Genomic DNA, 22803 nt, shown 5'->3' on the forward strand with positions numbered 1-22803 from the left:
TTCAGGTCACGGCGGCGCGGGCGCGGTATTCGGGGCGGTCCCAGAGACCTTTTTCGAGGATCTCCCTCAGGATCACGACCGCCCGGCGGATGTCCTCTGCACCGAGGTAAAGCGGCGTGATGCCGAAGCGCAGGATATCCGGGGCCCGGAAATCGCCGATCACGCCGCGCGCGATCAGCGCCTGCATGATTGCGTAGCCCTCGGGGTGGCGGAACCCGACCTGGCTGCCGCGCAGCGCCGGATCGCGCGGGCTGGCCAGTGTCAGGGCAGGGCAGTTCGCCTCCACCTCGGCGATGAACAGCTCCGACAGCTCGACGGAACGCGCGCGCAGCGCGACCATGTCCACACCGTCCCAGATGTCCAGCGCGGCATCGAGCGCCGCCATCTGCAGCACCGGCGGCGTGCCGATGCGCATCCGCTCGATCCCGGCGCCGGGGCGGTAATCGGGATCGAAGGCAAACGGCGCCTCGTGGCCAAGCCATCCCGAAAGCAGCGGCGCGATCTGCTGATGCTCGGGCGCCACGTAAACGAACGCCGGCGCGCCGGGGCCGCCGTTGAGGTACTTGTATGTGCAGCCGGCGGCGAAATCGGCCCTCGCCGCGGTCACGTCGACGGGCAGCGCGCCGGCGGAATGCGCAAGGTCCCAGAGTGTGAGCGCGTGGACGGCATGCGCCTTGCGGGTCAGCGCGGCCATGTCGTGGCGCCGCCCGGTGCGGTAATCCACCTCCGTCAGCATCAGGACGGCGACGGTCTCGTCGATATGGTCGGCCACGTGTTCCGGCGCGACGGTCCGCAGCTCGTAGCCGGGGCCGAGGGCGGCGAGCAGCCCCTGCGCCACGTAAAGATCGGTCGGGAAATTGCCGTTGTCCGACAGGACCACGCGCCGGCCGGGCCGGAGCGTCAGCGCCGCGTGCAGGGCCTGCACCACCTTGAGCGACAGGGTATCGCCGACCATGACCGTGCCCGGGGCCGCCCCGATCAGCCGCCCGATACGGTCGCCCAGCCGTCTCGGCTGTTCCATCCATCCGGCGCGGTTCCAAGCGGTGATCAGCATCCCGCCCCATTCGTCCTTCACCGCCTGCGCCACCCGGTCGGCGGCGGCGCGGGGCAGGGGGCCCAGCGAGTTGCCGTCGAGGTAGATCACCCCCTCGGGAAGGTCGAACAGCGCGCGCGTGGCGGTGAAATCGGTCATTCCGGCAACTCTATTCCCAGCTCTTTACGCTTCTTCCGCGACAGGCCCTCCGCGACCATGCGGTAGGAGGCGTGGATATGCTCCCGCAATTCGCCATCCGGAAGCCCCGGCGCGGCGTAATGCTGCAGCCATTTCATGCCGCGCGAGGCCAGGTAGGGGGCGGGGCGGATGCCGGGCGCGTCCTTCAGCACTTCAAAGGCGATATCGCCCGCCTTGAAGGTGAAAGCGTCGCGCCCGTCGTTCCAGCCGCAGATCGCAAAGACCTTGCCGCCGACCTTCCAGACATCGGCATTGCCCCATTGTACCACATGATCGGTCGCGGCGAGACCGCCGCAGAACGCGTTGAACTCGTCGCGGGTCACTCAGACCTCGCCGCCTGCAATTGCGATGGCCTGGCCGTTGACGCTGCCAGAGGCCGGGTCGCACAGCCAGACAGCCGCGCCCGCTACCTCCTCCACGCCGATCAGGCGTTTGTGGGGGTTGGCGTTCACCATGATATCCATCGCCTCCGCCTCGGTCACCTTGGCGCGCTTCATGATCGACTGGACGTTGTAGTCGACGATGTCGGTGTCGACATAGCCCGGGCAGAGCGCGTTGAAGGTGATGCCGCGCCCGATGTAATCGGCGCTCAGGCCGCGGATCAGGCCGATCATGCCATGCTTGCTGGCCGTGTAGGCCGGCGCGCCCTTGAGGCCCTTCAGCCCGGCGATGGACGAAACCGCGATGACCCGCCCGTAATCCAGCTGCGACATGGTCTTAAGCGCCTCGCGGATCGTCAGGAAGGCGCCGTCGAGATTGGTGGTCAGGATTTTCCGCCAGAACTCCAGATCGGTCTTCAGGATCGAGCGGCCCTCGGCGACGCCCGCATTGGCGACATGGATGGCGACGGGGCCGTGCGCCTCCACCGCCTGTGCAAAGCCTCCGGTCACGGCGGCTTCGTCGGTCACGTCCATCTCCAGCGCGTGGAGCCGGGGGTTGCCCGCCGCCGCGTCCTGCAGCCGGTCTAGCCTGCGGCCGGTGATCGTCACCTCCGCCCCGGCTTCCGCCAGCGCTGCCGCAATGCCCAGCCCGATGCCGGTCCCGCCGCCGGTGACCAGCGCGTGCCTGCCTGCAAGTTTCATGGGGGTCCTCCTTTGCCGGTCACTCTATCCCCCGCACCCTGCGGCGCAAGAGTGGCTTGGCGGCGGATCGCGGCCCGGCTAGCGTTGCTCCATGAGATGGATCGACATGCCCCCTGTCTGGCTGATCGCCGCGCTGGCCGCCGCCTGGGCGCTGGGCCGCCTCGTGCCGGTCCCGGCCTTCGGCGCATGGGCGGCGATCGCCGGGCCGGTCATCGCGATCCTCGGTGCGGTCCTTCTCTTCGCCGCAGCCTGGCAATTTCGCCGCGCCAAGACCTCGATCATTCCCGGTGACCATCCCAACGCGCTGATTTCCTCCGGCGTTTACCGGTGGTCGCGCAATCCGATCTATCTCGCCGACGCGATGATCCTCGCCGGTGCCATCCTCTACTGGCGGGCGATCCTGCCCCTGATCCTGCTGCCGCTCTTCGTCTGGATCATCCGGACCCGCTTCATCCTGCCCGAGGAAGCACGGGTCGGCGCCGCTTTCCCTCAGGCCTACGCGGCCTACATGGCCCGCACCCGCCGCTGGATCTGAAATCGCCCATGCGAAACTTTCTTCTGCGCCGCCGATGGCTTGTGAACTTACCTTGCGCAAGATATCTCTCGGCAGCGAGCGGTCCGTCAGCCGGCCGGAAATGTCTGCGACAAGGGAGTGACTGGTGAAAATCGGGACACCGAAAGAGATTTACGAGGGCGAGGCGCGCGTTGCGATGACGCCGGAGAGCGCGGCGCAGCTGCAAAAACTGGGCTACGACTGTGCGATCGAGGCCGGGGCGGGAGAGGCCGCCGGGTTCCCGGATGCGGCCTACAAGGCGGCCGGTGTCGAGATCATCAAGAGCGCCGCGGCGCTTTACAAGGCGGTCGACATCGTCGCCAAGGTGCGCCCGCCCAGCGACACCGAGATCAAGCGGCTGAACAAGGGTCAGACGCTGATTTCCTTCTTCTACCCCGGCGCCAACGAGGCGCTGATGGAGCTGGCGAAGACCCGCGGCGCGAACGTGATCGCGATGGACATGGTGCCGCGGATCAGCCGCGCCCAGAAGATGGACGCGCTGTCCTCGATGGCGAACATCGCCGGCTACCGCGCGGTGATCGAGGCGGGCAACAATTTCGGCCGTTTCTTCACCGGGCAGGTGACCGCGGCGGGCAAGGTCCCGCCCGCCAAGGTACTGGTCGTCGGCGCCGGCGTCGCCGGGCTTGCCGCCATCGGCACCGCGACCTCGCTGGGCGCGATCACCTACGCCTTCGACGTGCGCCCCGAAGTGTCCGAGCAGATCGAGTCGATGGGCGCCGAGTTCGTCTTCCTCGATTTCGTGGAATCGTCGCAGGACAGCTCATCGACCGGCGGCTATGCCGCGCCGTCCTCGCCGGAGTTCCGCGAGAAGCAGCTTGAGAAGTTCCGCGAGCTGGCCCCCGACATGGACATCGTCATCACCACGGCGCTGATCCCGAACCGGGACGCGCCGGTGCTGTGGACGAAGGACATGGTCGAGGCGATGAAGCCCGGCTCCGTCATCGTCGACCTTGCCGCCGAGCGCGGCGGCAACTGCGAACTGACCGTGCCCGACCAGAAGATCGTGACCGACAATGGCGTCACGGTCATCGGCTACACCGATTTCCCCAGCCGCATGGCGACGCAGGCCTCGACGCTCTACGCCTCGAACGTCCGCCACATGATGACCGACCTAACGCCCGAGAAGGACGGCCATGTCGTGCACAACATGGAGGACGACGTGATCCGCGGCGCGACCGTCACCCATGACGGCGAGATTACCTTCCCGCCACCGCCGCCCAAGGTCGCGGCGATCGCCGCCGCGCCGAAGAAGGAGCCGGTGAAGGAACTGACCCCTGCCGAGAAGCGAGAGCAGGAGCTTCTGGCCTTCAGGGAAGCGACACGGCGCCAGGTGACCTATCTGGGCATCGGCGCGGTGGTGCTGTTCCTGATCGGCGCCTGGGCACCGGAAAGCTTCATGAGCCATTTCATCGTCTTCGTGCTGGCCTGTTTCATCGGCTTCCAGGTGATCTGGAACGTCAGCCACGCGCTGCACACGCCGCTGATGGCGATCACCAACGCGATCTCGGGCATCATCATCGTCGGTGCCCTGCTGCAGATCGGCGCAGCCAGCTGGCTGGTGGTGCTACTGTCCTTTGTCGCGGTGCTGATCGCCTCGATCAACATCGTCGGCGGCTTCCTGGTCACCCGCCGGATGCTCGCCATGTTCCAGAAGTCGTAAGGGGGTAGGGATCATGTCTGCCGGTATCGTCTCTGCCGCCTATATCGCGGCCTCCGTCCTCTTCATCCTCGCCCTCGGCGGCCTGTCGAACCAGGAAAGCGCCAAGCGCGCGATCTGGTACGGCATCGTCGGCATGTTCCTGGCGGTCGTCGCCACCATCTTCGGCCCCGGCGTGTCGAACCTGTTCCTGATCCTCGTCGCCATCGCCGGCGGCGCGGTGGCCGGCGCCTTCGTGGCGGGCCGGGTGCAGATGACCGAGATGCCACAGCTGGTCGCGGCGCTGCACTCCTTCGTCGGCCTCGCCGCGGTGTTCATCGGCCTCAATGCCGACGTGATGCTTGGCGCTGTCAACGAGCTGAAGGCCGCCGGCACCGCGATGGCCGATGCCGGTCTGACCGGCTTCGGCGAGAAGCTCTGGCACAAGGACGCCGTCGAGGTGGCGATCCTGAAGGTCGAGGTCTTCCTCGGCATCTTCATCGGCGCGGTCACCTTCACCGGCTCTGTCGTGGCCTTCGGCAAGCTCGCCGGCAAGATCGACGGCAAGCCCGAGAAGCTGCCCGGCGGCCATATGCTGAACGCCGGTGCGGCGCTGGCATGCCTGATCCTCGGCCTGATGTATTTCGGCGGCGCCGGGGTCTGGACCATGGTGCTGGTCACCGTGATCGCCGGTTTCATCGGCTGGCACCTGATCATGGGGATCGGCGGCGCGGACATGCCGGTCGTCGTCTCGATGCTGAACAGCTATTCCGGCTGGGCCGCGGCGGCCATCGGCTTCACCCTTGGCAACGACCTGCTGATCGTCACCGGCGCGCTGGTGGGTTCCTCGGGCGCAATCCTCAGCTACATCATGTGCCGCGCCATGAACCGGCATTTCGTCTCGGTGATCCTCGGCGGCTTCGGCGGCACCCAGGGCCCGGCGCAGGAGATCGAGGGCGAGATGATCGCCATCGAGGCCGACGGCGTCGCCAATGCGCTGAACGAGGCCGACAGCGTGATCATCGTGCCCGGCTACGGCATGGCGGTGGCGCAGGCGCAGCAGTCGGTCAGCGAACTGACCCGCAAGCTGCGCGCGGCGGGCAAGGAGGTGCGCTTTGCCATCCACCCGGTCGCCGGGCGCCTGCCGGGGCACATGAACGTGCTGCTGGCCGAGGCCAAGGTGCCCTATGACATCGTGCTGGAGATGGATGAGATCAACGACGACTTTCCGAACACGGACGTGGTCATCGTCATCGGCTCGAATGACATCGTGAACCCGGCGGCGCAGGATGATCCGAACTCGCCCATCGCCGGTATGCCGGTGCTGGAAGTGTGGAAGGCGAAGCAGGTCTTCGTGTCGAAACGCGGCCAGGGCACCGGTTATTCCGGTATCGAGAACCCGCTCTTCTACAAGGAGAACACGCGGATGTTCTACGGCGACGCCAAGGCGTCGATCGACAAGCTGCTGCCGATGATCGACTGAACCGGCGCCGGGCTCCGGCGCGGCTTAACCGGCTGTTCACTCCGACGAGGGTAGACCGGGGCCAAGGCCCGGTATCCCCGGACCCGAAGCATTCCGCCCCGAAATTGGGGCGGGATGCTTCGCCGCGTTCATCCGCTCTGTCCTGTGCTGGGCCGCGATGAAACAGGATGTTTCGTCCTGCTCCGCCATCAAGGAACGCGGGCAGGTCGTCGGCCGGATCACCATGCACCGGTTCACCTTAAGGCGCGGTTAACACGGCAGGAATTCGGAACTCGTTCCCCGCAGACGCTGCCCGGGCGCCCCGCCAAACCCCGCCACGTGTGGCAAAATCCGCCCGTTCCGACTCCGCCGGAAAAATTCGCAGCCACGCCGAAAAAACCCTCTTGCGCGACTCAGGAATTGGCCCCATATGCGCGGCCAAGACGCCAACGCACGCGCCTCTGGCCGGCATCGCATTCGCCCGCGTTTACGTAGCGACGGTAACGTCTCCCTTGGAACTGAGCGGTCATATATGGCCGGGTCTATTGGAGATGACCATGACGATGCTGTTCGACGGCTCCCTGCCGTCCGTACCCGTATCCCTGCCGTCCCGTGTCGAGCGTTTCATCGCTGCGAATGAATTCGACCGCCCCACTCTGGTGCTCGACACCGATGTCGTGGCCGAGCGGTTCCACGCGCTGAAATCCGGCCTGGGCCACGCCCACATCCACTTCGCCGTCAAGGCCAACCCGGCCCGCGAGATCGTCGAGCGCCTCGTGCAGGAAGGCTCGAACTTCGACGCCGCCTCCCGTGGCGAGATCGAGCTCTGCCTGTCGCAGGGCGCCCGCCCCGAGCAGATCTCCTTTGGCAACACCGTCAAGCGCGCCTCCGACATTGCCTTCGCCCACGCCGCCGGCATCCGCCTCTTCGCCGCCGACGCGCATGAGGAGCTGGAGAAGATCGCCGAGTATGCGCCCGGCGCCATGGTCTATATCCGCCTGCTGGTCGACAACCCCGAGGCCGACTGGCCGCTGTCGCGCAAATTCGGCTGCGACCGCGACACCGCTCTGGCGCTGATGGCCTATGCGACGGACCTGGGCCTCGATCCGGTCGGCCTGTCCTTCCACGTCGGCTCGCAGACCCGCCGCGCCACCATGTGGACCGGCGTGCTGGACTACGTTTCGACGATCTGGGCCGATGCGCTGGCCGCCGGCCACGCCCTGTCGCTGATCAACATCGGCGGCGGCTTCCCGGCCTTCTACGGCGAGCCGATCGAGGCGCCCGCCGCCTACGCTGCCGAAGTCCGCATGATGGTCGAGGCCCGCTTCCCCGGCGCCCGCATCATGGCGGAACCCGGCCGCGGCCTTGTCGGCGAATGCGGCGCCATCGCCTGCGAGGTGATGCTGGTCTCGCGCAAGACCGGGGACGACCTGCACCGCTGGGTCTATCTCGACATCGGCAAGTTCTCCGGTCTCGCCGAGACCATCGACGAGGCGATCCGCTACCAGTTCCTGACCCCGCATGACGGCGGCCAGACCGGTCCCTGCATCCTCGCCGGCCCGTCCTGCGACAGCGCGGACGTGCTCTACGAAAAACGCCCGGTGCAGCTTCCGCTGAACCTGAAGGCGGGCGACAAGGTGGTGATCCGCAACACGGGCGCCTACACCTCGTCCTACAGCTCCGTGGGCTTCAACGGCTTCCCGCCGCTCGACGTGCTGGTCATCTGACCGGCCGGGGTGCGGCGCGCCCGGCCATGGGCGGGCAACCGGAGGCCCGAGGCGCGGCGATTGCGGGGGCGATCGCCGGCGTCCGGCCGCCGGGCGGGCGCAAAGCATCTGGACGACGGGCCCTGACCGTCCTGCCGCGAGGAGGCGGCGGGACGGTCCCTTCCCGCGCGAAAGCGCCGCAGAGCGGGCGAAACCCGTTTACAGGCGCGGCAATCCCCGTACCGTGAGGTCCTGACGCAACGGTACTGTCATGAGTTCGATCCAGGATCACGCCCTCCGCTACGAGCTGGCCAACGAGCTGCACGCGCGGCCCTTCCCGCAGCTGAAGGCGCCGGCCCGCGCCGCCTATCTGGCGGTGAAGCAGCCCGAGGACGCGGCCAACCGCGACCGGGGCCAGGACCGTGCCCACCTTGTCGCGCTGCTGGACCGCTTCGGCGCGCAGCATCCGCAGCCCGGCGCCACGCATTACTCCGCGGATCTGGGCCCGTTCCGGCTGAAATGGGAAAGCCATACCGAGTTCGTGACCTATACCGCGATCTCGAACGACCTGCCGGACCGTCCCTTCGATCCGGCGGAGTTCGAGGTCTTTCCCGCCGACTGGCTGGACGCCGCCCCCGGCGCGCGGATCACCTCGGCACTGATCCGGTTCGAGCCGCAGGCGGAAGGCGTCGACCCGACCGAAAAGCTGCTGCGCTGGTTCGTTCCGGAAAGCCTTGCCGTCAGCGAAATCCTCGACGGGGCCGTGATCATCGCCGGGGATTTCCGCATCGATCCGGCAGGGCACATGCGGTTCGCGGTCTTTCCCCGCGCCGATACCGGCCCGTCGCGGCAGGGACGCATCCTGCAGCGCATCTGCGAGATCGAGACCTACAAGACGATGTCGATGCTGGGCTTCGCCCGTGCCCGGCGGCTGTCGCCGGAGCTGGGCGCCACCGACCTGCGGCTCGGCGCGCTGATGGAGGCGATGACGGCGCAGAGTGAACCGGCGGAGGAAACGCTGCGCGGTCTGCTCGGCGTCAATGCCGAGCTGGAGACGCTGCTGTCGCAGTCCACTTACCGCTTCTCGGCCACGCGCGCCTATGCGGCGCTGGTGGACCAGCGGATCGCGGTCCTGCGCGAGGCGCGCTACGAGGGCCGCCAGAGTTTCCAGGAATTCATGGCGCGCCGCTTCGATCCGGCGATGCGCACCGTCGCGGCCACCGAGGCGCGGCTGCAGTCGATGGCGGAGCGCGCGGCGCGCGCCGGAGAGCTGCTGCGCACGCGGGTCGACGTGGAACGCTCGGCGCAGAACCAGAAGCTACTGGAAAGCATGGACCAGCGTGCGCAGATCCAGCTGCGGCTGCAGGAAACGGTCGAGGGGTTGTCGGTCGTCGCGATCAGCTACTACGCGGTCAGCCTCGCCAGCTACCTCGCCTATCCGCTGGCGGAACCGCTGGGGGTGTCCAAGGGCAACCTGACGGCCATGCTGGTGCCGGTCGTCGTGATCGCGGTCTTCCTGATGGTCCGCCGCATCCGCAACCGCCTGCACTGAGGTCGGCCCGGACGCAGCAGCACCTATTCGGCGGGAACCGCCGCCGTTGCGGCCACTCTGCGGGCGTCGACCATGCGGTGGGTCGCAAGCGCGCCCGCCGCGATGGAGGCCAGCGCGAGGATCGCGGCAAGGCCCAGCGTCGGCACGCCGGACAGGCCCGCCCCGACCGAGCAGCCACCTGCCAGAACGCCGCCAAAGCCCATCAGCAGCGCGCCCAGAACGTAGCGGCCGGTCTGCGCCGGGGTCTCGAAGCTCTGCCATCTGAATTCGCGCCGCAGCACGGTCAGGACCAACGCTCCGGCCACGGTGCCGCCCACCAGCCCGACGCCAAAGCTCGCCGGAATCGAGGTGGCGGCGACGGTCCAGAACAGCGTGTCGGCATAGGGCAGGGTAAAGCTCAGCGACTGCATCGCGATGGGGTCGAAATCGTCGTAGAGGACATAGCCGGTCCCGACCCATCCCAGCGGAACCAGCAGGCCGAGTGCGGCAGCAAGCGCCAGCTGCAGGGGCCGCGCGCCGGAGCGCAGGGCGATGGCAAGCGCCGCCACCGCGATCAGCCCGCCCCAGAGCAGCGCGCCGCCAGGCAGCGCGGCCAGCGAGGTGGTCTCGCCCAGCGGCAGCGTCACGCTGCCAAGCCCGGTGCGGACCCCCGACAGAACGCCCTTCAGCGTCGCGTGCGCGCTGATCGCAAAGATCAGCAGCACGGTCAGCGCGCGCAGGTTGCCGCCCGCGACCAGCACCGTCAGGCGCGAGACGCAGCCGCGGGTCAGAACCATGCCGGCGCCAAACGCCAGCCCGCCGATCGCGATCGCCAGAACCGGCAGGTTGGGATCGAGAAACCGATGCTCACCGAACCCGATCCAGCCCATCGCCACCGCGGCCTGCGTCCCGATCACCGCCACGGCCAGCGCTATCGTCCATACGCCCGCGGCACTCCGGCGCTCGCCGGGCTCTCCGACAAGGCTGCGGCGCAGGCAGAACCGGGTAACCTGCGCCAGCGCGCCGAAACCGAGGCCAAGCAGCACCCCAAGCCAGATCGCGGCCTGCGGGGCGGTCAGGGTTTCGAAACCGAGCTCTTCGAACATGGCGGATCTCCTCGCGCGCGGGAACATGTTCCACCTGCGCCGGAAATGCCTGTCATTCAAGCATGCGAATGGCTGAAATCGACGCCGAAACCGGAACGTTTTCCCGATTTCGGCCGAAACCGCGATATCAGGTACGTATTGGCGCGGCTCAGGCAGGCCGGCGTTCCGCACCGGCCCATCCAGCAGGGCTGCCCGTTCTTATTTGACTCAACGTCCCCGGATCCGCGGATCCAGCGCGTCACGCAGCCCGTCGCCGATATAGTTTACCGACAGCACCGTCAGCGAGATCGCCAGCCCCGGCCAGATCACCCGCTCGGGGTAAAGCTGCATCCGGTCGACCGCGTCGAACAGCAGCCGCCCCCAGGTGGGGAAGTCGGGCGGAAACCCGAAGCCGAGGAACGACAGCGCCGACTCGGTGATGATCGCCGTCGCGATCCCGAGCGTCGCCGAAACCATGATCGGCGACAGCACGTTCGGCAAGATATGCCGCGTCACCATCCGCTGCGACGGCGTGCCGATGGACCGCGCCGCCAGCACGAATTCCCGCTCCTTCAGCGCCAGCACGTCGCCGCGCACGATCCGCGCCGTCTGCATCCACGAGGTGATGCCGATCAGCGACACGATCAGGATGAACACCCCGCCCTCGGGCCCGAAGGCGGCCGACAGCATGTCGCGGAACAGCAGCACCGCCACCAGCAGCAGCGGCAGCAGGGGCAGGGCAAGGAACAGGTCGGTGAACCGCATCAGCGGCCCGTCGAGGCGGCGGAAATACCCCGCCAGCACGCCGATCACCGTGCCGATCAGGATCGACAGCGCCATCGCGGTCAGCCCCACCGCGATCGACACCTGGCCCCCGGCCAGCATCCGCGCCAGCGTATCGCGGCCAAGCTGGTCGGTCCCCATCGGGTGCAGCAGGTTCGGTCCCTGGTTCTTTGCACGGATGTCGATATAGGTCGGGTCGATGGTCCAGATATACGGGCCCAGATAGACCGCGGCGACCATCAGGATGAAGAACACGGCGCCGATCACGGCACCCTTGTGGGACTTGAATTGATCCCAGACGTCCCACCACTGGTTGCGCGGCGCGCGGTAGCTTCCGGCCGCGTCCGTGGCCGGAACGGCTCCGGCGCCGGCCGGGTTGCTTGCGGGCTCGGTGGGGCGCTCGGGGTCAGTCATAGCGGATTCTCGGGTCGAGGATGCCGTAGAGCACGTCGGCGATCAGGTTGAACAGAACGATCAGCACGGCGAAGATGAATGTCAGCGTCTGCACCATCGGGATGTCGTTGGCGTAGATCGCGGTGATCAGAAGCTGGCCGATGCCGTTCACCTTGAACACCTGCTCGGTGATGATCGCCCCGCCGAAGATCGAAGGGATCCCCAGCGCGATCACCGTGATCACGGGGATCATCGAGTTGCGAAGCACGTGGATCAGCACGACGGCCTTTTCGGTCATGCCCTTGGCGCGGGCGGTGCGCACGTAGTCCTGGCCGAGGTTGTCGAGCATAGAGGCGCGCATGAAGCGGCTGATCTGGCTGGTGATCTGCAGCGCCAGCACCATCACCGGCATCACCATCTGCTTCAGCTGCACGACGAAACTGTCCCAGTCGGTCACCTTGTGCGTGGTGTCGTAGATCGACGGGAACCAGCCAAGGTGGACCGAGAAGATCACGATCACCAGCACGCCGGAAAAGAACGGCGGCACGGAAAAGCCGACCATCGTCACGAATGTGCCGGCCTGGTCGAACCAGCTGTACTGGCGATAGGCGGAATAGACGCCGATCGGGATCGCGATGATCACGGCGACGACATAGGCAACGCCCACGACCCACAGCGTCTGCGGAATGCGCTGGGCGACGATATCCATGACCGGCGACCGGGTCTGCCAGGAAATCACCCGCTGCTGGCCCTCGGCCAGGGAGGTGCCGAACAGGTTGTCGATCAGGTGCATCGGTTCGACCCAGAAGAACTGCACTAGCCATTTCCAGAACCGGATGTAAACCGGGTCGCCCAGCCCAAGGGCCTCGCGCATCTTCTCCTTGACCTCTGGCGGGACCGTCAGCGGCACCTGCGCCATCGGGTCGCCCGGCGCCAGTTCAAGCAGCAGGAAGATCACCAGCGAGATGAACAGCAGGGTCGGGATCGCCAGCAACAGGCGGCGGATCGTAAAGGTCAGCATCTGGGAGGTATTCTCGGCGAGACGGGCTGGCGAAGCATCTTGTGGGCTCTTGCAGTCAGTACATCAGGCGGGATGCCCGCGGGCGGCGGGCATCCCGGTTGCTTTCAGGACGGGGTCAGCCGTCGATCCGGTACCAGTCCTTGATGTTCCAGATCTCCGAGTCCCAGTCGTTCATCATGATGCCGCCAAGGCTGTTGGCATGGGCGGAGGGGTTGCCGCGCCAGATCAGCGGGATGATCGAATAGCTCTCCATGAGCATGTCGTTCATCTGCTTCACAAGCTCGGCGCGCGCATCGATGCCGGCGGTTTGCGACAGTTCGTCGACCAGCGCGTCATACTCTTCGGTGCAGAAACGCTGGATGTTGGAGCCCTGCCACTGGGTATCCGGCCCCGGAATTTCCGAGCAGCGCCAGTTCGCCATGTACGCCTCCGGGTCAACGCCCGAGAAGTTGTTGGTGTACATTTCAATGTCGGCATAGAACTTCTGGAACGTGTCCGGAGAGCCCGGATCGCCGCCGAAGAAGACCGAGGCGTCGATGTTGCGCAGTTCGGTCTCGATGCCGATCTCTTCCCACCACTGCTTGACCAGCGCCTGGGTGTCCTGACGGACGGCGTTGGTCGAGGTCTGGTAAAGGACAGAGAGCTTCATGCCGTCCTTGTCGCGGACGCCGTCGCCATCGGTGTCGGTCCAGCCGGCTTCTTCCAGAACCGCCTTGGCGCCTTCGATGTCCTGCACCAGGCAGCCGTCATTGGCTGTCGAGGCATAGACCGCGGGGGCGGGCACGACGTTACAGGTCGGCGTACCGCCGGCGCCGTAGCCGACATCGACCAGCAGGGCGCGGTCGATGGCCATGGACATGGCCTTGCCGATCGCCGGATCGGTCAGGAACGGGTGCGGATTGTCCATGGTGGAACGCGCATCGCCCAGAGACGGGTCCGGGTCGGTCTGGTTCAGGTGCAGACGCTCGACCGAAGTCGCGAAGGCCGAAACCACCGTGCCCAGTCCCTTGGACTGCATCTCGTCCAGCAGGACCGGATCCAGCTGCAGGTTCCAGGCATAGTCGAATTCGCCGGTTTCCATCACCGCACGGGCCGCCGCGGCCGCGTCGCCGCCGCCCTTGAACACCACGGTGGCGAAGGCCGGCTTGTCGGCTTCGCGGAAGTTCGGGTTGGCTTCCAGCGTGATCACGTCGTTCGGCTTGAACTCGGTGACGACGAAGGGGCCGGTCCCGATCGGGTTGAAGTTCGCATCGGTGCATTCTGGCGCCTTTGCGCCGAGGCAGTCAGCAAACTGCGCCGCCTGGATGATCGGGCTCTCGGAGCCGACAAAGGCGGTATAGGGGAACGGCTTGGCTTCGTTGAAGCTGACCTTGATGGTCATGTCGTCCACGGCTTCGACCGAGGACACGCCATCGAAATAGGAGCTCTGGGCACAGCCGCCTTCGGGGTGGGTGCAGTATTCCCAGGTGAACACGGCATCGGCCGCGGTCAGCGGGGTGCCGTCAGACCAGACGACGCCGTCCTTCAGCTTCCATGTGATCGACTTCAGATCCTCGGCCACGCCGCCGTTTTCCAGCGTCGGGATTTCGGTTGCCAGCCAGGGCACCATGTTGCCGTCTTGGTCGAAGCGGGCCAGCGGCTCGATGATCATCGAAGCGGACTCGACCTCTTTCGTGCCGCCCGAAAGGAACGGATTCAGAGTGGACGGAGCCTGCCAGTAGATAATGTTGAGCTGGCCGTCTTCGCCACGCTCGGCCATTGCCGCCAAAGGCGTCAGCGCCAATGCTGCCGCTGTGCCCATAAGGGCTTTGGATAAATTCATAGTAACCTCCTTGTTGGGATTTTGTCCCCTGCGAATGACGCGCCTTGACGGCGGTTCGACATTTTCTTTTCCGGCACTTGTGAAGCGCAAGACTTGTTCGGTTTTCGCCATTTGCTCGCCATTCAGGACGACTGCCGCAAGTCTCTTAATAATTCTCCGGGAAATGCAAGCCTGCCGCCGGGAGAGTCGCCAAAAAAATAGGCGGCGCCTGCGAAGAGCGCATATTTGACAAGCGATCGGGTTTGACAATCTTCAGTCGCGGGTCCTAGCTGTGCCGAAGCCGCAAGGAGAATGCGCAATGCTGGACCAGCCACTTGTTTCCGTTGAGAAGTTGCGTGTCGAATTCGAGACCAACGACGGAACGGTTGTGGCAGTCGAGGATGTCAGCTTCGAAGTCGCACCGGGCGAAACTGTCTGCATCGTCGGGGAAAGCGGTTCCGGCAAATCCGTGAGTTCTCTCAGTCTGATGCGTCTCGTCGAATTCAGTGGCGGCGAGATTGTCGGAGGAAAGCTGCGCTTCCAGGTGAAAAAGGACGAGAACCTGGATCTCGCCGCGGCAGACAACGACCTGATGCGTACGATTCGCGGCAACAAGATCGGGATGATCTTTCAAGAGCCGATGACCGCGCTGAACCCGGTTTTCACCATCGGAATGCAGCTCAGCGAGGGCCTGCGCGTTCACAAAGGTTTGAGTAAGAAGGAAGCCGCTGCGCGCGCGGTCGAACTCCTTCGCATGGTGCGCATTCCCGAACCGGAACGCCGCCTGACACAGTACCCGCACGAACTGTCCGGCGGCATGCGCCAGCGCGTCGTCATCGCCATGGCGCTGGCCTGTGAACCCCGCCTCCTGATCGCGGACGAGCCGACCACGGCACTCGACGTGACCATCCAGGCCGAAATCCTCGCGCTCATCAACCGCCTGAAGCGCGAAACCGGCGCCGCCGTCCTGTTCATCACCCACGACATGGCCGTGGTCGCCCAGATCGCCGACCGCGTCGTCGTCATGTTCCGTGGCAACAAGGTTGAGGAAGGTCCGGTAGAACAGATCTTCGCGAACCCGCAGCACGACTATACCAAGCAGCTCCTGGCGGCGGTGCCCAAACTGGGCGAGATGCGGGGCAAGACAGCGCCCGAACCGATGCGCCTGCTGGGCGACGACACCCATGTCGAGGGTCCGGTGCGCCCTGCGTCGGACAAGGTTATCCTCGACGTGAAGCACCTCGTCACCCGCTTCGAGGTCAAGGCCGGAGTCCTGAGACGCACCGTGGCGAACGTCCACGCGGTCGAGGATGTCTCCTTCGCCATCCGCGAAGGCGAAACGCTCAGCCTCGTCGGCGAGTCCGGTTGTGGCAAATCCACCTGTGGACGGTCGATCCTGCGCCTTGTGGAACCCGATGCCGGAGAGGTGATCCTGGACGGCAAGGATGTCATCGCCATGTCCGAACGGACGCTGCGCAACGCACGCCGCGACATGCAGATGATCTTCCAGGATCCGTTTGCCAGCCTGAATCCGCAGATGAAGCTCAACGCACAGGTGGCGGAACCGCTGCGGAACTACTTCAACCTCGGTACGACCGAGATAAACGACCGCGTGGCGCAGCTCTTCGACCGGGTACACTTGCCCCGCAGCTTCATGAATCGCTACCCGCATGAACTGTCGGGCGGCCAGCGGCAGCGCATCGCGATCGCGCGCGCCCTTGCCCTGAACCCCAAGCTGATCATCGCGGACGAGGCGGTATCGGCGCTCGACGTGACGGTTCAGGCGCAGGTGCTGAACCTGATCATGGAACTGCAGGCGGATCTCGGCATATCGATCCTGTTCATCAGCCATGACATGGCGGTGGTGGAACGGGTTAGCCACCGGGTCGGCGTGATGTACCTCGGGCGGATCGTCGAGATCGGTCCCCGCGCGTCGATCTTCGAGAATCCGCAGCACCCCTATACGATCTCGCTTCTGACAGCCGTTCCCGTGGCGGATCCCACGAACCGCAAGTCAGAGGGCGACCTGAACTTCAAGCCCATCGCATCGCCGATCTTCCCCGTCGGGCACGAACCGGAGCCGTCGGTCTATAGCGAAATCGGTCCGGGCCACTATGTTCTGGAAGGATCGCACGGACGCTGACCCGGTCTCCCGCATCCGTTGCCGCTATCCGGCACGGTCCTTGTTGCAGTGGCCGGAATGTCGGAGTTTCGCAGAAACAACCTGAAATCGCAGAGGTATCATGCCTATCAAGAACCGATTTGCCGAACTGTTGCCAGAGATCACCGAATGGCGACGAGACATTCACCGCCACCCGGAGATCCTCTTTGACACGCACCGTACCTCGGCGCTGGTGAAGCAGAAGCTGGAAGAATTTGGTTGCGACGAGGTCGTCGATGCCATCGGCCGCACCGGCGTGGTGGCGGTGATCAGGGGCAAGTCCAACAATTCCGGCCGCACCATCGGCCTGCGCGCCGACATGGACGCGCTGCCGATAGTCGAGGCGACCGGCCTCGAATATGCGTCCGAGACCAACGGCGCGATGCATGCCTGTGGCCATGATGGCCACACCGCGATGCTGCTCGGCGCCGCGAAATACCTCGCCGAGACCCGCAATTTCGACGGCACGGCTGTCATCATCTTCCAGCCCGCCGAAGAAGGCGGCGGCGGCGGCAAGGAGATGTGCGACGACGGCATGATGGACCGCTGGAAGATCGACGAGGTCTACGGCCTGCACAACTGGCCGGGCCAGCCGGTGGGCAGCTTCTCGATCCGGCCCGGCGGCTTCTTCGCCGCCTCCGACCAGTTCGAAATCACAGTCGAGGGCAAGGGCGGCCACGCGGCGAAACCGCACGAAACCATCGACAGCACCGTGGTCGCGTCGCACGTGGTGCTGGCGCTGCAGACCATCGCCAGCCGTAATGTCGATCCGACCAAGCAGGTCGTGGTCTCGGTGACGTCCTTCGAGACCTCGTCGAAGGCGTTCAACGTGATCCCGCAGCGCGTGACCCTGAAGGGCACAGTGCGCACGCTGGCGCCGGAAGTGCGGGAACAGGTCGAAGAGCGGCTGCCGCAGATCGCCGCGGCGACGGCAGAGGTTTTCGGCGCGACCGCAAAGGTGAACTACATGCCCGGCTACCCGGTCATGGTGAATGCCGATACCGAGACCGAATTCGCGGCCGAGGTCGCGCGCAACGTCGCCGGCGATTGCGACGAGGCGCCTCTTGTCATGGGCGGCGAGGATTTCGCCTACATGCTCGAGGAACGGCCCGGCGCCTACATCCTGCTGGGCAACGGCGATACCGCACCGGTGCATCACCCGGAATACAACTTCAATGACGAGGCAATCCCCGCCGGCTGTTCCTGGCTGGCAGGCATGGTCGAAAGCAGGCTGCCCGCCGCCTGATCGCGGCGGCGCGGGTTCAGGCGTCCTTCGGGTTCGGCTTGGCCTTCGGCTTTGCTTTCGCCTTCGGCTTCGCGGCCGCCTCGGCCTTCGCGGGCTTTTTCTTCGCGGGGGCCTTTTTCTTGGCCTTGGTGCCTTCCAGCGCGGTCTGGGCGCGGAACCAGTGTTCCTTGTCCATTCCGTGCGGCTGGCCCTCTTCCAGCCAGATCATGTAGGCGGCAGCGGCGATTTCTTCATCGGTGTCTTTGCGGGGGAGCATGGCGATCCTCACGGCGGTTGAGGCTGTCATGCCGCTATGCGGCATGGGGAAATCGTAAATCCGGCGTGGCCGATCTGGCAAGCGCTCACTGGCGGCGGCGCGGGTTTCGCGCTAACCGGTGCCCATGTCTTTGGCAAATGTCGTCTGCATCAAGTGGGGCACGCTGTTCGGCCCTGAATACGTGAACCGGCTGTACTCCGGCGTGCGCCGCAACCTGTCGCGGGACGTGCGGTTTCTGTGCATGACGGAACATGCCGAGGGTATCCATCCGGATGTCGAGATCCTCGACCTGCCGGCTGAACCGTTTCACGAGGAAATGAACGCGGCGCTCGCCGTGGCCAACCGGCAGGGCGCGATGCGGAAGGTGTCGCTGTTCCGTCCCGGCCTGATCCCGGATCTGGACGGCCCGATCCTCGGCTTCGACCTTGACGTGGTGATTACCGGCCCGCTGGACGAGATCCATGACATGGCGCCCGGAAAGGTCGCGATGCGGCACGACTGGGTAGAGGCGCGGCGCGGCCGCGCCACCGGCCACGGCTCCGTCTTTCGCTACGACCCCGCGCTGCACCCGTGGCTCTACGAGACCCTCGCCGCGTCACCCACCGCCGAGGTCGAAAAGGCGCGCGGCAGTGAACAGCGCTACACCTCGACACTGGCGCAGGAAAAAGGCGCCTTCGCCTACCTGCCGTCCGACCACGTGGTCAGCTTCAAGCACGACTGCCTCGACCTGCCGCCGATGAACTATTTCCGCCCGCCGCGCCTGCCGCTCAACGCCCGCGTCGTCTGCTTCCACGGCCGTCCGAAAATGCCAGAGGCGGTCGCCGGCTACAAAGGCTCATGGCTGCGCCACTCGCTGCCCTGCGGCTGGCTGAAGGATCACTGGATCGACCGCGCCAGGGCGGATCTGGGAGAGGCCTGGGGGTAGGGCGCCCTTAAGCGCTCAGCCCCGCATAGGCGAAGGCCACCAGCATCGCCACGATCAGCGCCGCCTTTGCCAGCTGCACGCCGGGATGGCCGGTCAGCTGCGCCTGGTTCGGGTTCACCGGGTCATACTGCACCGACACCCGCCCGCCGATCCGCCCGGTTTCCTGCGTGCAGGGCAGGGCGGAGCTGAAGCTGTGGCTCACGCCCGCCGCATCGACGAAGCCGATTCGCGGCATCGCAACGCCGGACGGTCCCGGGAAGATATGCACCACGCGCCCCTCGGTGATGCGATTGCGCTTGGACCGGATCCAGTCTTCCAGACGGCGCACCAGCAACACCAGCGCGATGGTCGTGGCAAGGGCGAGGACAACGAATTCAGCAAGATGCGCGGCAGGGCCCAGGCGTGCCACCGCGATGAACGGCGCCGCCATCAATTCCAGCGCCAGGGCCGATATTTCCATCATGCTCAAAGTCCGAGTCTCCGCCTTCAATTTCTGGCGTAGATCTCGTTAAAAAATTGGGCAGATTTTCGGCGTCTCTGAGGTTTCTTCGGTCACCCGCCGGTATGTGACATGTGGCGCGATACCTGACCCTCAACCTGTTGGCGAGAATAGTCAAAATCGTGCCCCTTGGGCTTGCGCCCGATCGCCTTTTCGATGGCCGAGACCAGCGGCGCATCCGTCGCCGGGAAATCCCGCAGCGGCTTGCGCAGGTCGGCCATGTCTTCCTGCCCCAGGCACATGTACAGCTCGCCAGTGCAGGTCAGCCGCACGCGGTTGCACGATTCGCAGAAATTGTGGGTCAGCGGCGTGATGAAACCCAGCTTCTGCCCGGTCTCCTCCAGCCGCACATACCGCGCCGGTCCACCGGTCCGCTCCGTCAGCTCGGTCAGCGTGTACCGCTCCGCCAGCTGCCGCCGCACATCCGTCAGCGGCCAGTATTGCCCGACGCGGTCGGTCTCGCCCATGTCGCCCATCGGCATGACCTCGATGAAGGTCAGGTGCATGTCCTCGCGCGCGCACCAGTCCACCAGGTCGAACAGCTCGTCCTCGTTGAACCCCTTCAGCGCGACAACGTTGATCTTCACCCGCATCCCCGCCGCGCGCGCCGCATCGATGCCCTTCATCACCTGCGGCAGCCGGCCCCAGCGGGTCACGCGCGCGAATTTCGCCTCGTCCAGCGTGTCGAGAGAGATGTTCACCCGCCGCACACCCGCCGCATAAAGGTCCTCGGCGAACCGGAACAGCTGCGACCCGTTCGTCGTCAGCGTCAACTCCTTCAGCGCGCCAGACTCCAGATGCCGCGACATCGCCCGGAAAAAGGTCATGATATCGCGCCGCACCAGGGGCTCGCCGCCGGTGATGCGCAGCTTCTCCACCCCGAGCCCGACAAAGGCCGAACACATCCGGTCCAGCTCTTCCAGCGTCAGCAGCTCCTTTTTCGGCAGGAACGTCATCTGCTCCGCCATGCAGTACACACAGCGGAAATCGCACCGGTCGGTGACGGAAACGCGCAGGTAAGTGATTGCGCGCTCGAAAGGATCGACTAATCGCGGGGTCATGACATGTGAACTTAGGGCGAGCGGGACCTTGCCGCAAGCCACAGCATCGTGTTGTAAGGGGTACCGAAGCAACCTAACGTGCCTGCCATGAAACAAACCACACTCCTAATCGCGGCGCTCGCGCTTGCCGGCTGCGGCGGCGGCGCGAACACCGCCGGGGACACCGGCCTTTTCGGCGGCGGCGCCACCGGCCCCGCAGGCGAGCCGCTCTCCGCGATCGACCCCGCGACCACCAATCTCGAAGCGCCCGAGGAAATCCAGGAAGGCATCATCTCCGATGCCGAACTGTCCGCGGTGACGAACGCGCCGCCACCATCGGCCGATGCGCGCACGGTCGAGGATTACGACACCACCACGCCGGAACAGCGCGAGGCCGCCGCGGCCCCGGCGCCGGTGATAACTTCGCCGCCGGCGACGACGACCACAACGGAAACCACGACCGCGGCGCCCGAAGCGGCGGGCGATGGCCGCCTTGGTACCACGGTCGCCTCGATCGGGTCGCCGGAAGAGCCCGGCTTCTGGATCAAGACGCCGCTCGTGTCGGAAAACGCTTCTGGCCGTCTGTTCTACCCGGCCTCCGGCCGCACCGTGCAGGTTCAGCTGATCCCGTCGGGCGGGGCCAGCGGATCGGGCAGCCAGGTGTCCCTCGCGGCGCTGCGTCTGCTGGACGCGCCGCTCGACGGGCTGCCGGAGCTTGTCGTCTACAGGAACTGATCCCGCCGATCCGCTGCAGCGCAGGCTGCTGCCGCGGATCGGAAACTGGCAGGATATGCGCGCGGGCTTCCGATGGGATGTTCCCGCGCGTTTCAATATCGCGCGGGTGTGCTGCGACGACTGGGCCGCGCGTCCGGCGGATCGCGTCGCCGTCACCCATCTGGGCGAGGATGGCTCGCGGCAGGTCTGGACCTTCGCGCAGCTCAAGGCCGCGTCCGACGCGCTCGCGGCATCGTTCCGGGCGCGGGGCGTGGGCCAGGGTGACCGCGTCGCGGTTCTGCTGGCACAGTCGCCCGAAGTACTGATCAGCCATTTCGCTACATGGAAACTTGGCGCGGTCGCGCTGCCGCTGTTCGTCCTGTTCGGGCCGGATGCGCTGGCCTACCGGCTTCGGGACAGCGGCGCAAAACTGGTGGTCACGGACGCGGCCAATCTCGACAAGGTGATGGACCTGCGCGCCGAGCTGCCGGAACTGGCGGAGATCTATTGCGTCGACGGCGGGCCGGATCCGGTGCGCGACTTGCATGCAGAGATTGCCGCCGCCAACGCCCCCATCACGCCGGTCGACACAGCCGCCGACGATCCGGCGGTTCTGATCTACACCTCCGGCACCACCGGCGATCCCAAGGGCGTGCTACACGCGCATCGATTCCTGCTCGGCCACCTGCCGTCGATGGAGGCGAACCACGAAGGTTTTCCGCAGCTGGGCGATATCGGCTGGACCCCGGCGGACTGGGCCTGGATCGGCGGGCTGATGGATATGGCGATGCCCTGCCTCTATTACGGGCGACCGCAGATCAGCCACCGGATGCGCAAGTTCGACCCGGAGCACGCCTATCGCCTGATCCGGAACGAGCGCCTGACGAACCTGTTCCTGCCGCCCACCGCGCTGAAGCTGATGCGCCAGGCGGATGTGCCGGACGGGCTGAACATCCGCACCATCTCGTCGGGCGGCGAGGCGCTGGGCGCCGACCTCCTCGACTGGGGGCTGGAGGCGCTGGGCGCCCCGATCAACGAGCTTTACGGCCAGACCGAATGCAATCTCGTCATGGCCTCCTGCCACGGGTCGATGCCGGTGAAGCCCGGTTCGATGGGCCAGCCGCTGCCGGGTTTCGACGTGACCCTGCTCGATGGAGAAGGGCGCGAGGTCGAAGGGCCGGGTGAGGGCGAAATCGCCGTCCGCCGCGGCACCCCGGTGATGTTCCTGCGCTACTGGGAAAAGCCCGAGGCGACGGCGGCCAAGTTCTCCGGCGACTGGCTGCGCACTGGGGATCTCGCCCGCCGCGACGACGACGGCTATTACTGGTTCGCCTCCCGCGACGACGACGTGATCACGTCCTCCGGCTACCGCATCGGCCCGTCCGAGATCGAGACCTGCCTGACCGGCCACCCGGACGTGGTCATGGCCGCCGTCATCGGCCTCCCCGATCCTGTGCGGACAGAGGCGGTGACGGCCTATGTCGTCCTGCGCGACGGGGCAGGGTGGTCCGACGCTCTGGGCGAAGCGCTGGTGGCGCGCGTGCGCGAACGGGTCAGCCCCCACGTCGCCCCGCGCCGGATTGAACCCATCGACGCGTTGCCGATGACGGCGACGGGAAAGATCATGCGAAGGGCGCTGAGGGAGAGGGCCTGACGT

The 22803-nt window shown here is 66.1% G+C and carries 20 protein-coding genes; 10 read left to right on the forward strand and 10 right to left on the reverse strand.

From position 1 onward, the window contains the following. Position 1: 1 nt before the first annotated feature. The 3 genes from kynU to HCO70_RS21065 are packed head-to-tail and all read right to left on the reverse strand — an operon-like array spanning position 2 to position 2313. Positions 2-1192 carry a kynureninase gene (kynU, locus tag HCO70_RS21055; protein WP_172299861.1) on the reverse strand — a complete coding sequence of 397 codons (1191 nt, stop codon included), beginning with the start codon at positions 1190-1192 and terminating at the stop codon, positions 2-4. Next, entirely contained in the window at positions 1189-1554 is a 366-nt protein-coding gene (locus tag HCO70_RS21060) for an MmcQ/YjbR family DNA-binding protein (RefSeq protein WP_172299862.1), read from the reverse strand. Before HCO70_RS21060 ends, kynU begins: the two co-directional genes overlap by 4 nt. Further along, positions 1555-2313, reverse strand: coding sequence for an SDR family NAD(P)-dependent oxidoreductase (locus tag HCO70_RS21065; RefSeq protein ID WP_172299863.1), 759 nt, complete (start codon positions 2311-2313; stop codon positions 1555-1557). 91 nt (positions 2314-2404) lie between these two features. Between HCO70_RS21065 and HCO70_RS21070 the strand changes: the two genes are divergently transcribed. The 5 genes from HCO70_RS21070 (at position 2405) to HCO70_RS21090 (ending at position 9243) form a co-directional block, all read left to right on the forward strand. Beyond that, on the forward strand, positions 2405-2848 hold the full coding sequence (locus HCO70_RS21070) for an isoprenylcysteine carboxylmethyltransferase family protein (RefSeq protein ID WP_172299864.1): 444 nt from the start codon (positions 2405-2407) through the stop codon (positions 2846-2848). Between the two features lie 124 nt (positions 2849-2972). Beyond that, a complete protein-coding gene (locus HCO70_RS21075) occupies positions 2973-4547 on the forward strand; it encodes a Re/Si-specific NAD(P)(+) transhydrogenase subunit alpha (protein WP_172299865.1) in 1575 nt (524 codons plus the stop codon). 13 nt (positions 4548-4560) lie between these two features. Further along, positions 4561-6006: an NAD(P)(+) transhydrogenase (Re/Si-specific) subunit beta gene (locus tag HCO70_RS21080; protein WP_172299866.1), complete on the forward strand. Its 1446-nt coding sequence runs from the start codon at positions 4561-4563 to the stop codon at positions 6004-6006. Positions 6007-6536: 530 nt separating this feature from the next. Then, positions 6537-7712, forward strand: coding sequence for a type III PLP-dependent enzyme (locus HCO70_RS21085; RefSeq protein ID WP_371742294.1), 1176 nt, complete (start codon positions 6537-6539; stop codon positions 7710-7712). Between the two features lie 250 nt (positions 7713-7962). Then, the gene (locus HCO70_RS21090; RefSeq protein ID WP_172299868.1) at positions 7963-9243 is read left to right on the forward strand and encodes a DUF3422 family protein; all 1281 of its coding nucleotides are present in this window, start codon (positions 7963-7965) and stop codon (positions 9241-9243) included. 23 nt (positions 9244-9266) lie between these two features. Here the strand turns inward: HCO70_RS21090 and HCO70_RS21095 are convergent, their stop codons facing one another. The 4 genes from HCO70_RS21095 to HCO70_RS21110 form a co-directional block, all read right to left on the reverse strand. Then, entirely contained in the window at positions 9267-10328 is a 1062-nt protein-coding gene (locus HCO70_RS21095) for a YeeE/YedE family protein (protein WP_172299869.1), read from the reverse strand. A 207-nt stretch (positions 10329-10535) separates the two neighbouring features. Next, positions 10536-11504, reverse strand: coding sequence for an ABC transporter permease (locus tag HCO70_RS21100; protein ID WP_172299870.1), 969 nt, complete (start codon positions 11502-11504; stop codon positions 10536-10538). Continuing rightward, positions 11497-12504, reverse strand: a complete 1008-nt coding sequence (locus HCO70_RS21105) for an ABC transporter permease (RefSeq protein ID WP_172299871.1) — start codon at positions 12502-12504, stop codon at positions 11497-11499. Before HCO70_RS21105 ends, HCO70_RS21100 begins: the two co-directional genes overlap by 8 nt. Positions 12505-12619: 115 nt before the next feature. Further along, positions 12620-14326: a peptide ABC transporter substrate-binding protein gene (locus HCO70_RS21110; RefSeq protein WP_172299872.1), complete on the reverse strand. Its 1707-nt coding sequence runs from the start codon at positions 14324-14326 to the stop codon at positions 12620-12622. A gap of 298 nt (positions 14327-14624) precedes the next feature. Here HCO70_RS21110 and HCO70_RS21115 point away from each other — a divergent pair, with 298 nt between their 5' ends. Together HCO70_RS21115 and HCO70_RS21120 are read left to right on the forward strand one after the other, a co-directional pair. Next, positions 14625-16448, forward strand: a complete 1824-nt coding sequence (locus tag HCO70_RS21115; RefSeq protein ID WP_172299873.1) for an ABC transporter ATP-binding protein — start codon at positions 14625-14627, stop codon at positions 16446-16448. 100 nt (positions 16449-16548) lie between these two features. Next, a complete protein-coding gene (locus HCO70_RS21120; RefSeq protein ID WP_172299874.1) occupies positions 16549-17712 on the forward strand; it encodes a M20 aminoacylase family protein in 1164 nt (387 codons plus the stop codon). A gap of 16 nt (positions 17713-17728) precedes the next feature. Here HCO70_RS21120 and HCO70_RS21125 read toward each other — a convergent pair whose 3' ends face one another. Then, complete coding sequence (locus tag HCO70_RS21125) at positions 17729-17998, reverse strand: DUF2934 domain-containing protein (RefSeq protein WP_216665558.1); 270 nt, start codon at positions 17996-17998, stop codon at positions 17729-17731. Positions 17999-18092: 94 nt separating this feature from the next. Between HCO70_RS21125 and HCO70_RS21130 the strand changes: the two genes are divergently transcribed. Continuing rightward, on the forward strand, positions 18093-18893 hold the full coding sequence (locus HCO70_RS21130) for a glycosyl transferase (protein ID WP_172299876.1): 801 nt from the start codon (positions 18093-18095) through the stop codon (positions 18891-18893). A 7-nt stretch (positions 18894-18900) separates the two neighbouring features. On the opposite strand, the gene HCO70_RS21135 is transcribed toward HCO70_RS21130, so the two are convergent. Then, positions 18901-19353: a DUF3592 domain-containing protein gene (locus tag HCO70_RS21135; protein ID WP_216665559.1), complete on the reverse strand. Its 453-nt coding sequence runs from the start codon at positions 19351-19353 to the stop codon at positions 18901-18903. Between the two features lie 92 nt (positions 19354-19445). Further along, positions 19446-20453: a GTP 3',8-cyclase MoaA gene (gene moaA / locus HCO70_RS21140; RefSeq protein WP_172299878.1), complete on the reverse strand. Its 1008-nt coding sequence runs from the start codon at positions 20451-20453 to the stop codon at positions 19446-19448. Between the two features lie 87 nt (positions 20454-20540). Between moaA and HCO70_RS21145 the strand changes: the two genes are divergently transcribed. Both HCO70_RS21145 and HCO70_RS21150 read left to right on the forward strand, forming a co-directional pair. Further along, positions 20541-21167: a hypothetical protein gene (locus HCO70_RS21145; RefSeq protein ID WP_253913413.1), complete on the forward strand. Its 627-nt coding sequence runs from the start codon at positions 20541-20543 to the stop codon at positions 21165-21167. 55 nt (positions 21168-21222) lie between these two features. Continuing rightward, on the forward strand, positions 21223-22800 hold the full coding sequence (locus tag HCO70_RS21150) for an AMP-binding protein (protein ID WP_172300018.1): 1578 nt from the start codon (positions 21223-21225) through the stop codon (positions 22798-22800). Positions 22801-22803 lie beyond the last annotated feature (3 nt).

Origin of the sequence: Pseudoruegeria sp. HB172150, assembly GCF_013184805.1 — a bacterium.
Taxonomy (GTDB): Bacteria; Pseudomonadota; Alphaproteobacteria; order Rhodobacterales; family Rhodobacteraceae; genus Psychromarinibacter.

Bases quoted from the DNA above. Each gene is read 5' to 3' on its own strand.
- kynU (WP_172299861.1), bottom strand. From the start codon at position 1,192: ATGACCGATTTCACCGCCACGCGCGCGCTGTTCGACCTTCCCGAGGGG.
- HCO70_RS21065 (WP_172299863.1), bottom strand. From the start codon at position 2,313: ATGAAACTTGCAGGCAGGCACGCGCTGGTCACCGGCGGCGGGACCGGC.
- HCO70_RS21070 (WP_172299864.1), top strand. From the start codon at position 2,405: ATGAGATGGATCGACATGCCCCCTGTCTGGCTGATCGCCGCGCTGGCC.
- HCO70_RS21080 (WP_172299866.1), top strand. From the start codon at position 4,561: ATGTCTGCCGGTATCGTCTCTGCCGCCTATATCGCGGCCTCCGTCCTC.
- HCO70_RS21085 (WP_371742294.1), top strand. From the start codon at position 6,537: ATGACCATGACGATGCTGTTCGACGGCTCCCTGCCGTCCGTACCCGTA.
- HCO70_RS21090 (WP_172299868.1), top strand. From the start codon at position 7,963: ATGAGTTCGATCCAGGATCACGCCCTCCGCTACGAGCTGGCCAACGAG.
- HCO70_RS21095 (WP_172299869.1), bottom strand. From the start codon at position 10,328: ATGTTCGAAGAGCTCGGTTTCGAAACCCTGACCGCCCCGCAGGCCGCG.
- HCO70_RS21100 (WP_172299870.1), bottom strand. From the start codon at position 11,504: ATGACTGACCCCGAGCGCCCCACCGAGCCCGCAAGCAACCCGGCCGGC.
- HCO70_RS21105 (WP_172299871.1), bottom strand. From the start codon at position 12,504: ATGCTGACCTTTACGATCCGCCGCCTGTTGCTGGCGATCCCGACCCTG.
- HCO70_RS21110 (WP_172299872.1), bottom strand. From the start codon at position 14,326: ATGAATTTATCCAAAGCCCTTATGGGCACAGCGGCAGCATTGGCGCTG.
- HCO70_RS21115 (WP_172299873.1), top strand. From the start codon at position 14,625: ATGCTGGACCAGCCACTTGTTTCCGTTGAGAAGTTGCGTGTCGAATTC.
- HCO70_RS21120 (WP_172299874.1), top strand. From the start codon at position 16,549: ATGCCTATCAAGAACCGATTTGCCGAACTGTTGCCAGAGATCACCGAA.
- HCO70_RS21125 (WP_216665558.1), bottom strand. From the start codon at position 17,998: ATGACAGCCTCAACCGCCGTGAGGATCGCCATGCTCCCCCGCAAAGAC.
- HCO70_RS21130 (WP_172299876.1), top strand. From the start codon at position 18,093: ATGTCTTTGGCAAATGTCGTCTGCATCAAGTGGGGCACGCTGTTCGGC.
- HCO70_RS21135 (WP_216665559.1), bottom strand. From the start codon at position 19,353: ATGGAAATATCGGCCCTGGCGCTGGAATTGATGGCGGCGCCGTTCATC.
- moaA (WP_172299878.1), bottom strand. From the start codon at position 20,453: ATGACCCCGCGATTAGTCGATCCTTTCGAGCGCGCAATCACTTACCTG.
- HCO70_RS21145 (WP_253913413.1), top strand. From the start codon at position 20,541: ATGAAACAAACCACACTCCTAATCGCGGCGCTCGCGCTTGCCGGCTGC.
- HCO70_RS21150 (WP_172300018.1), top strand. From the start codon at position 21,223: ATGCGCGCGGGCTTCCGATGGGATGTTCCCGCGCGTTTCAATATCGCG.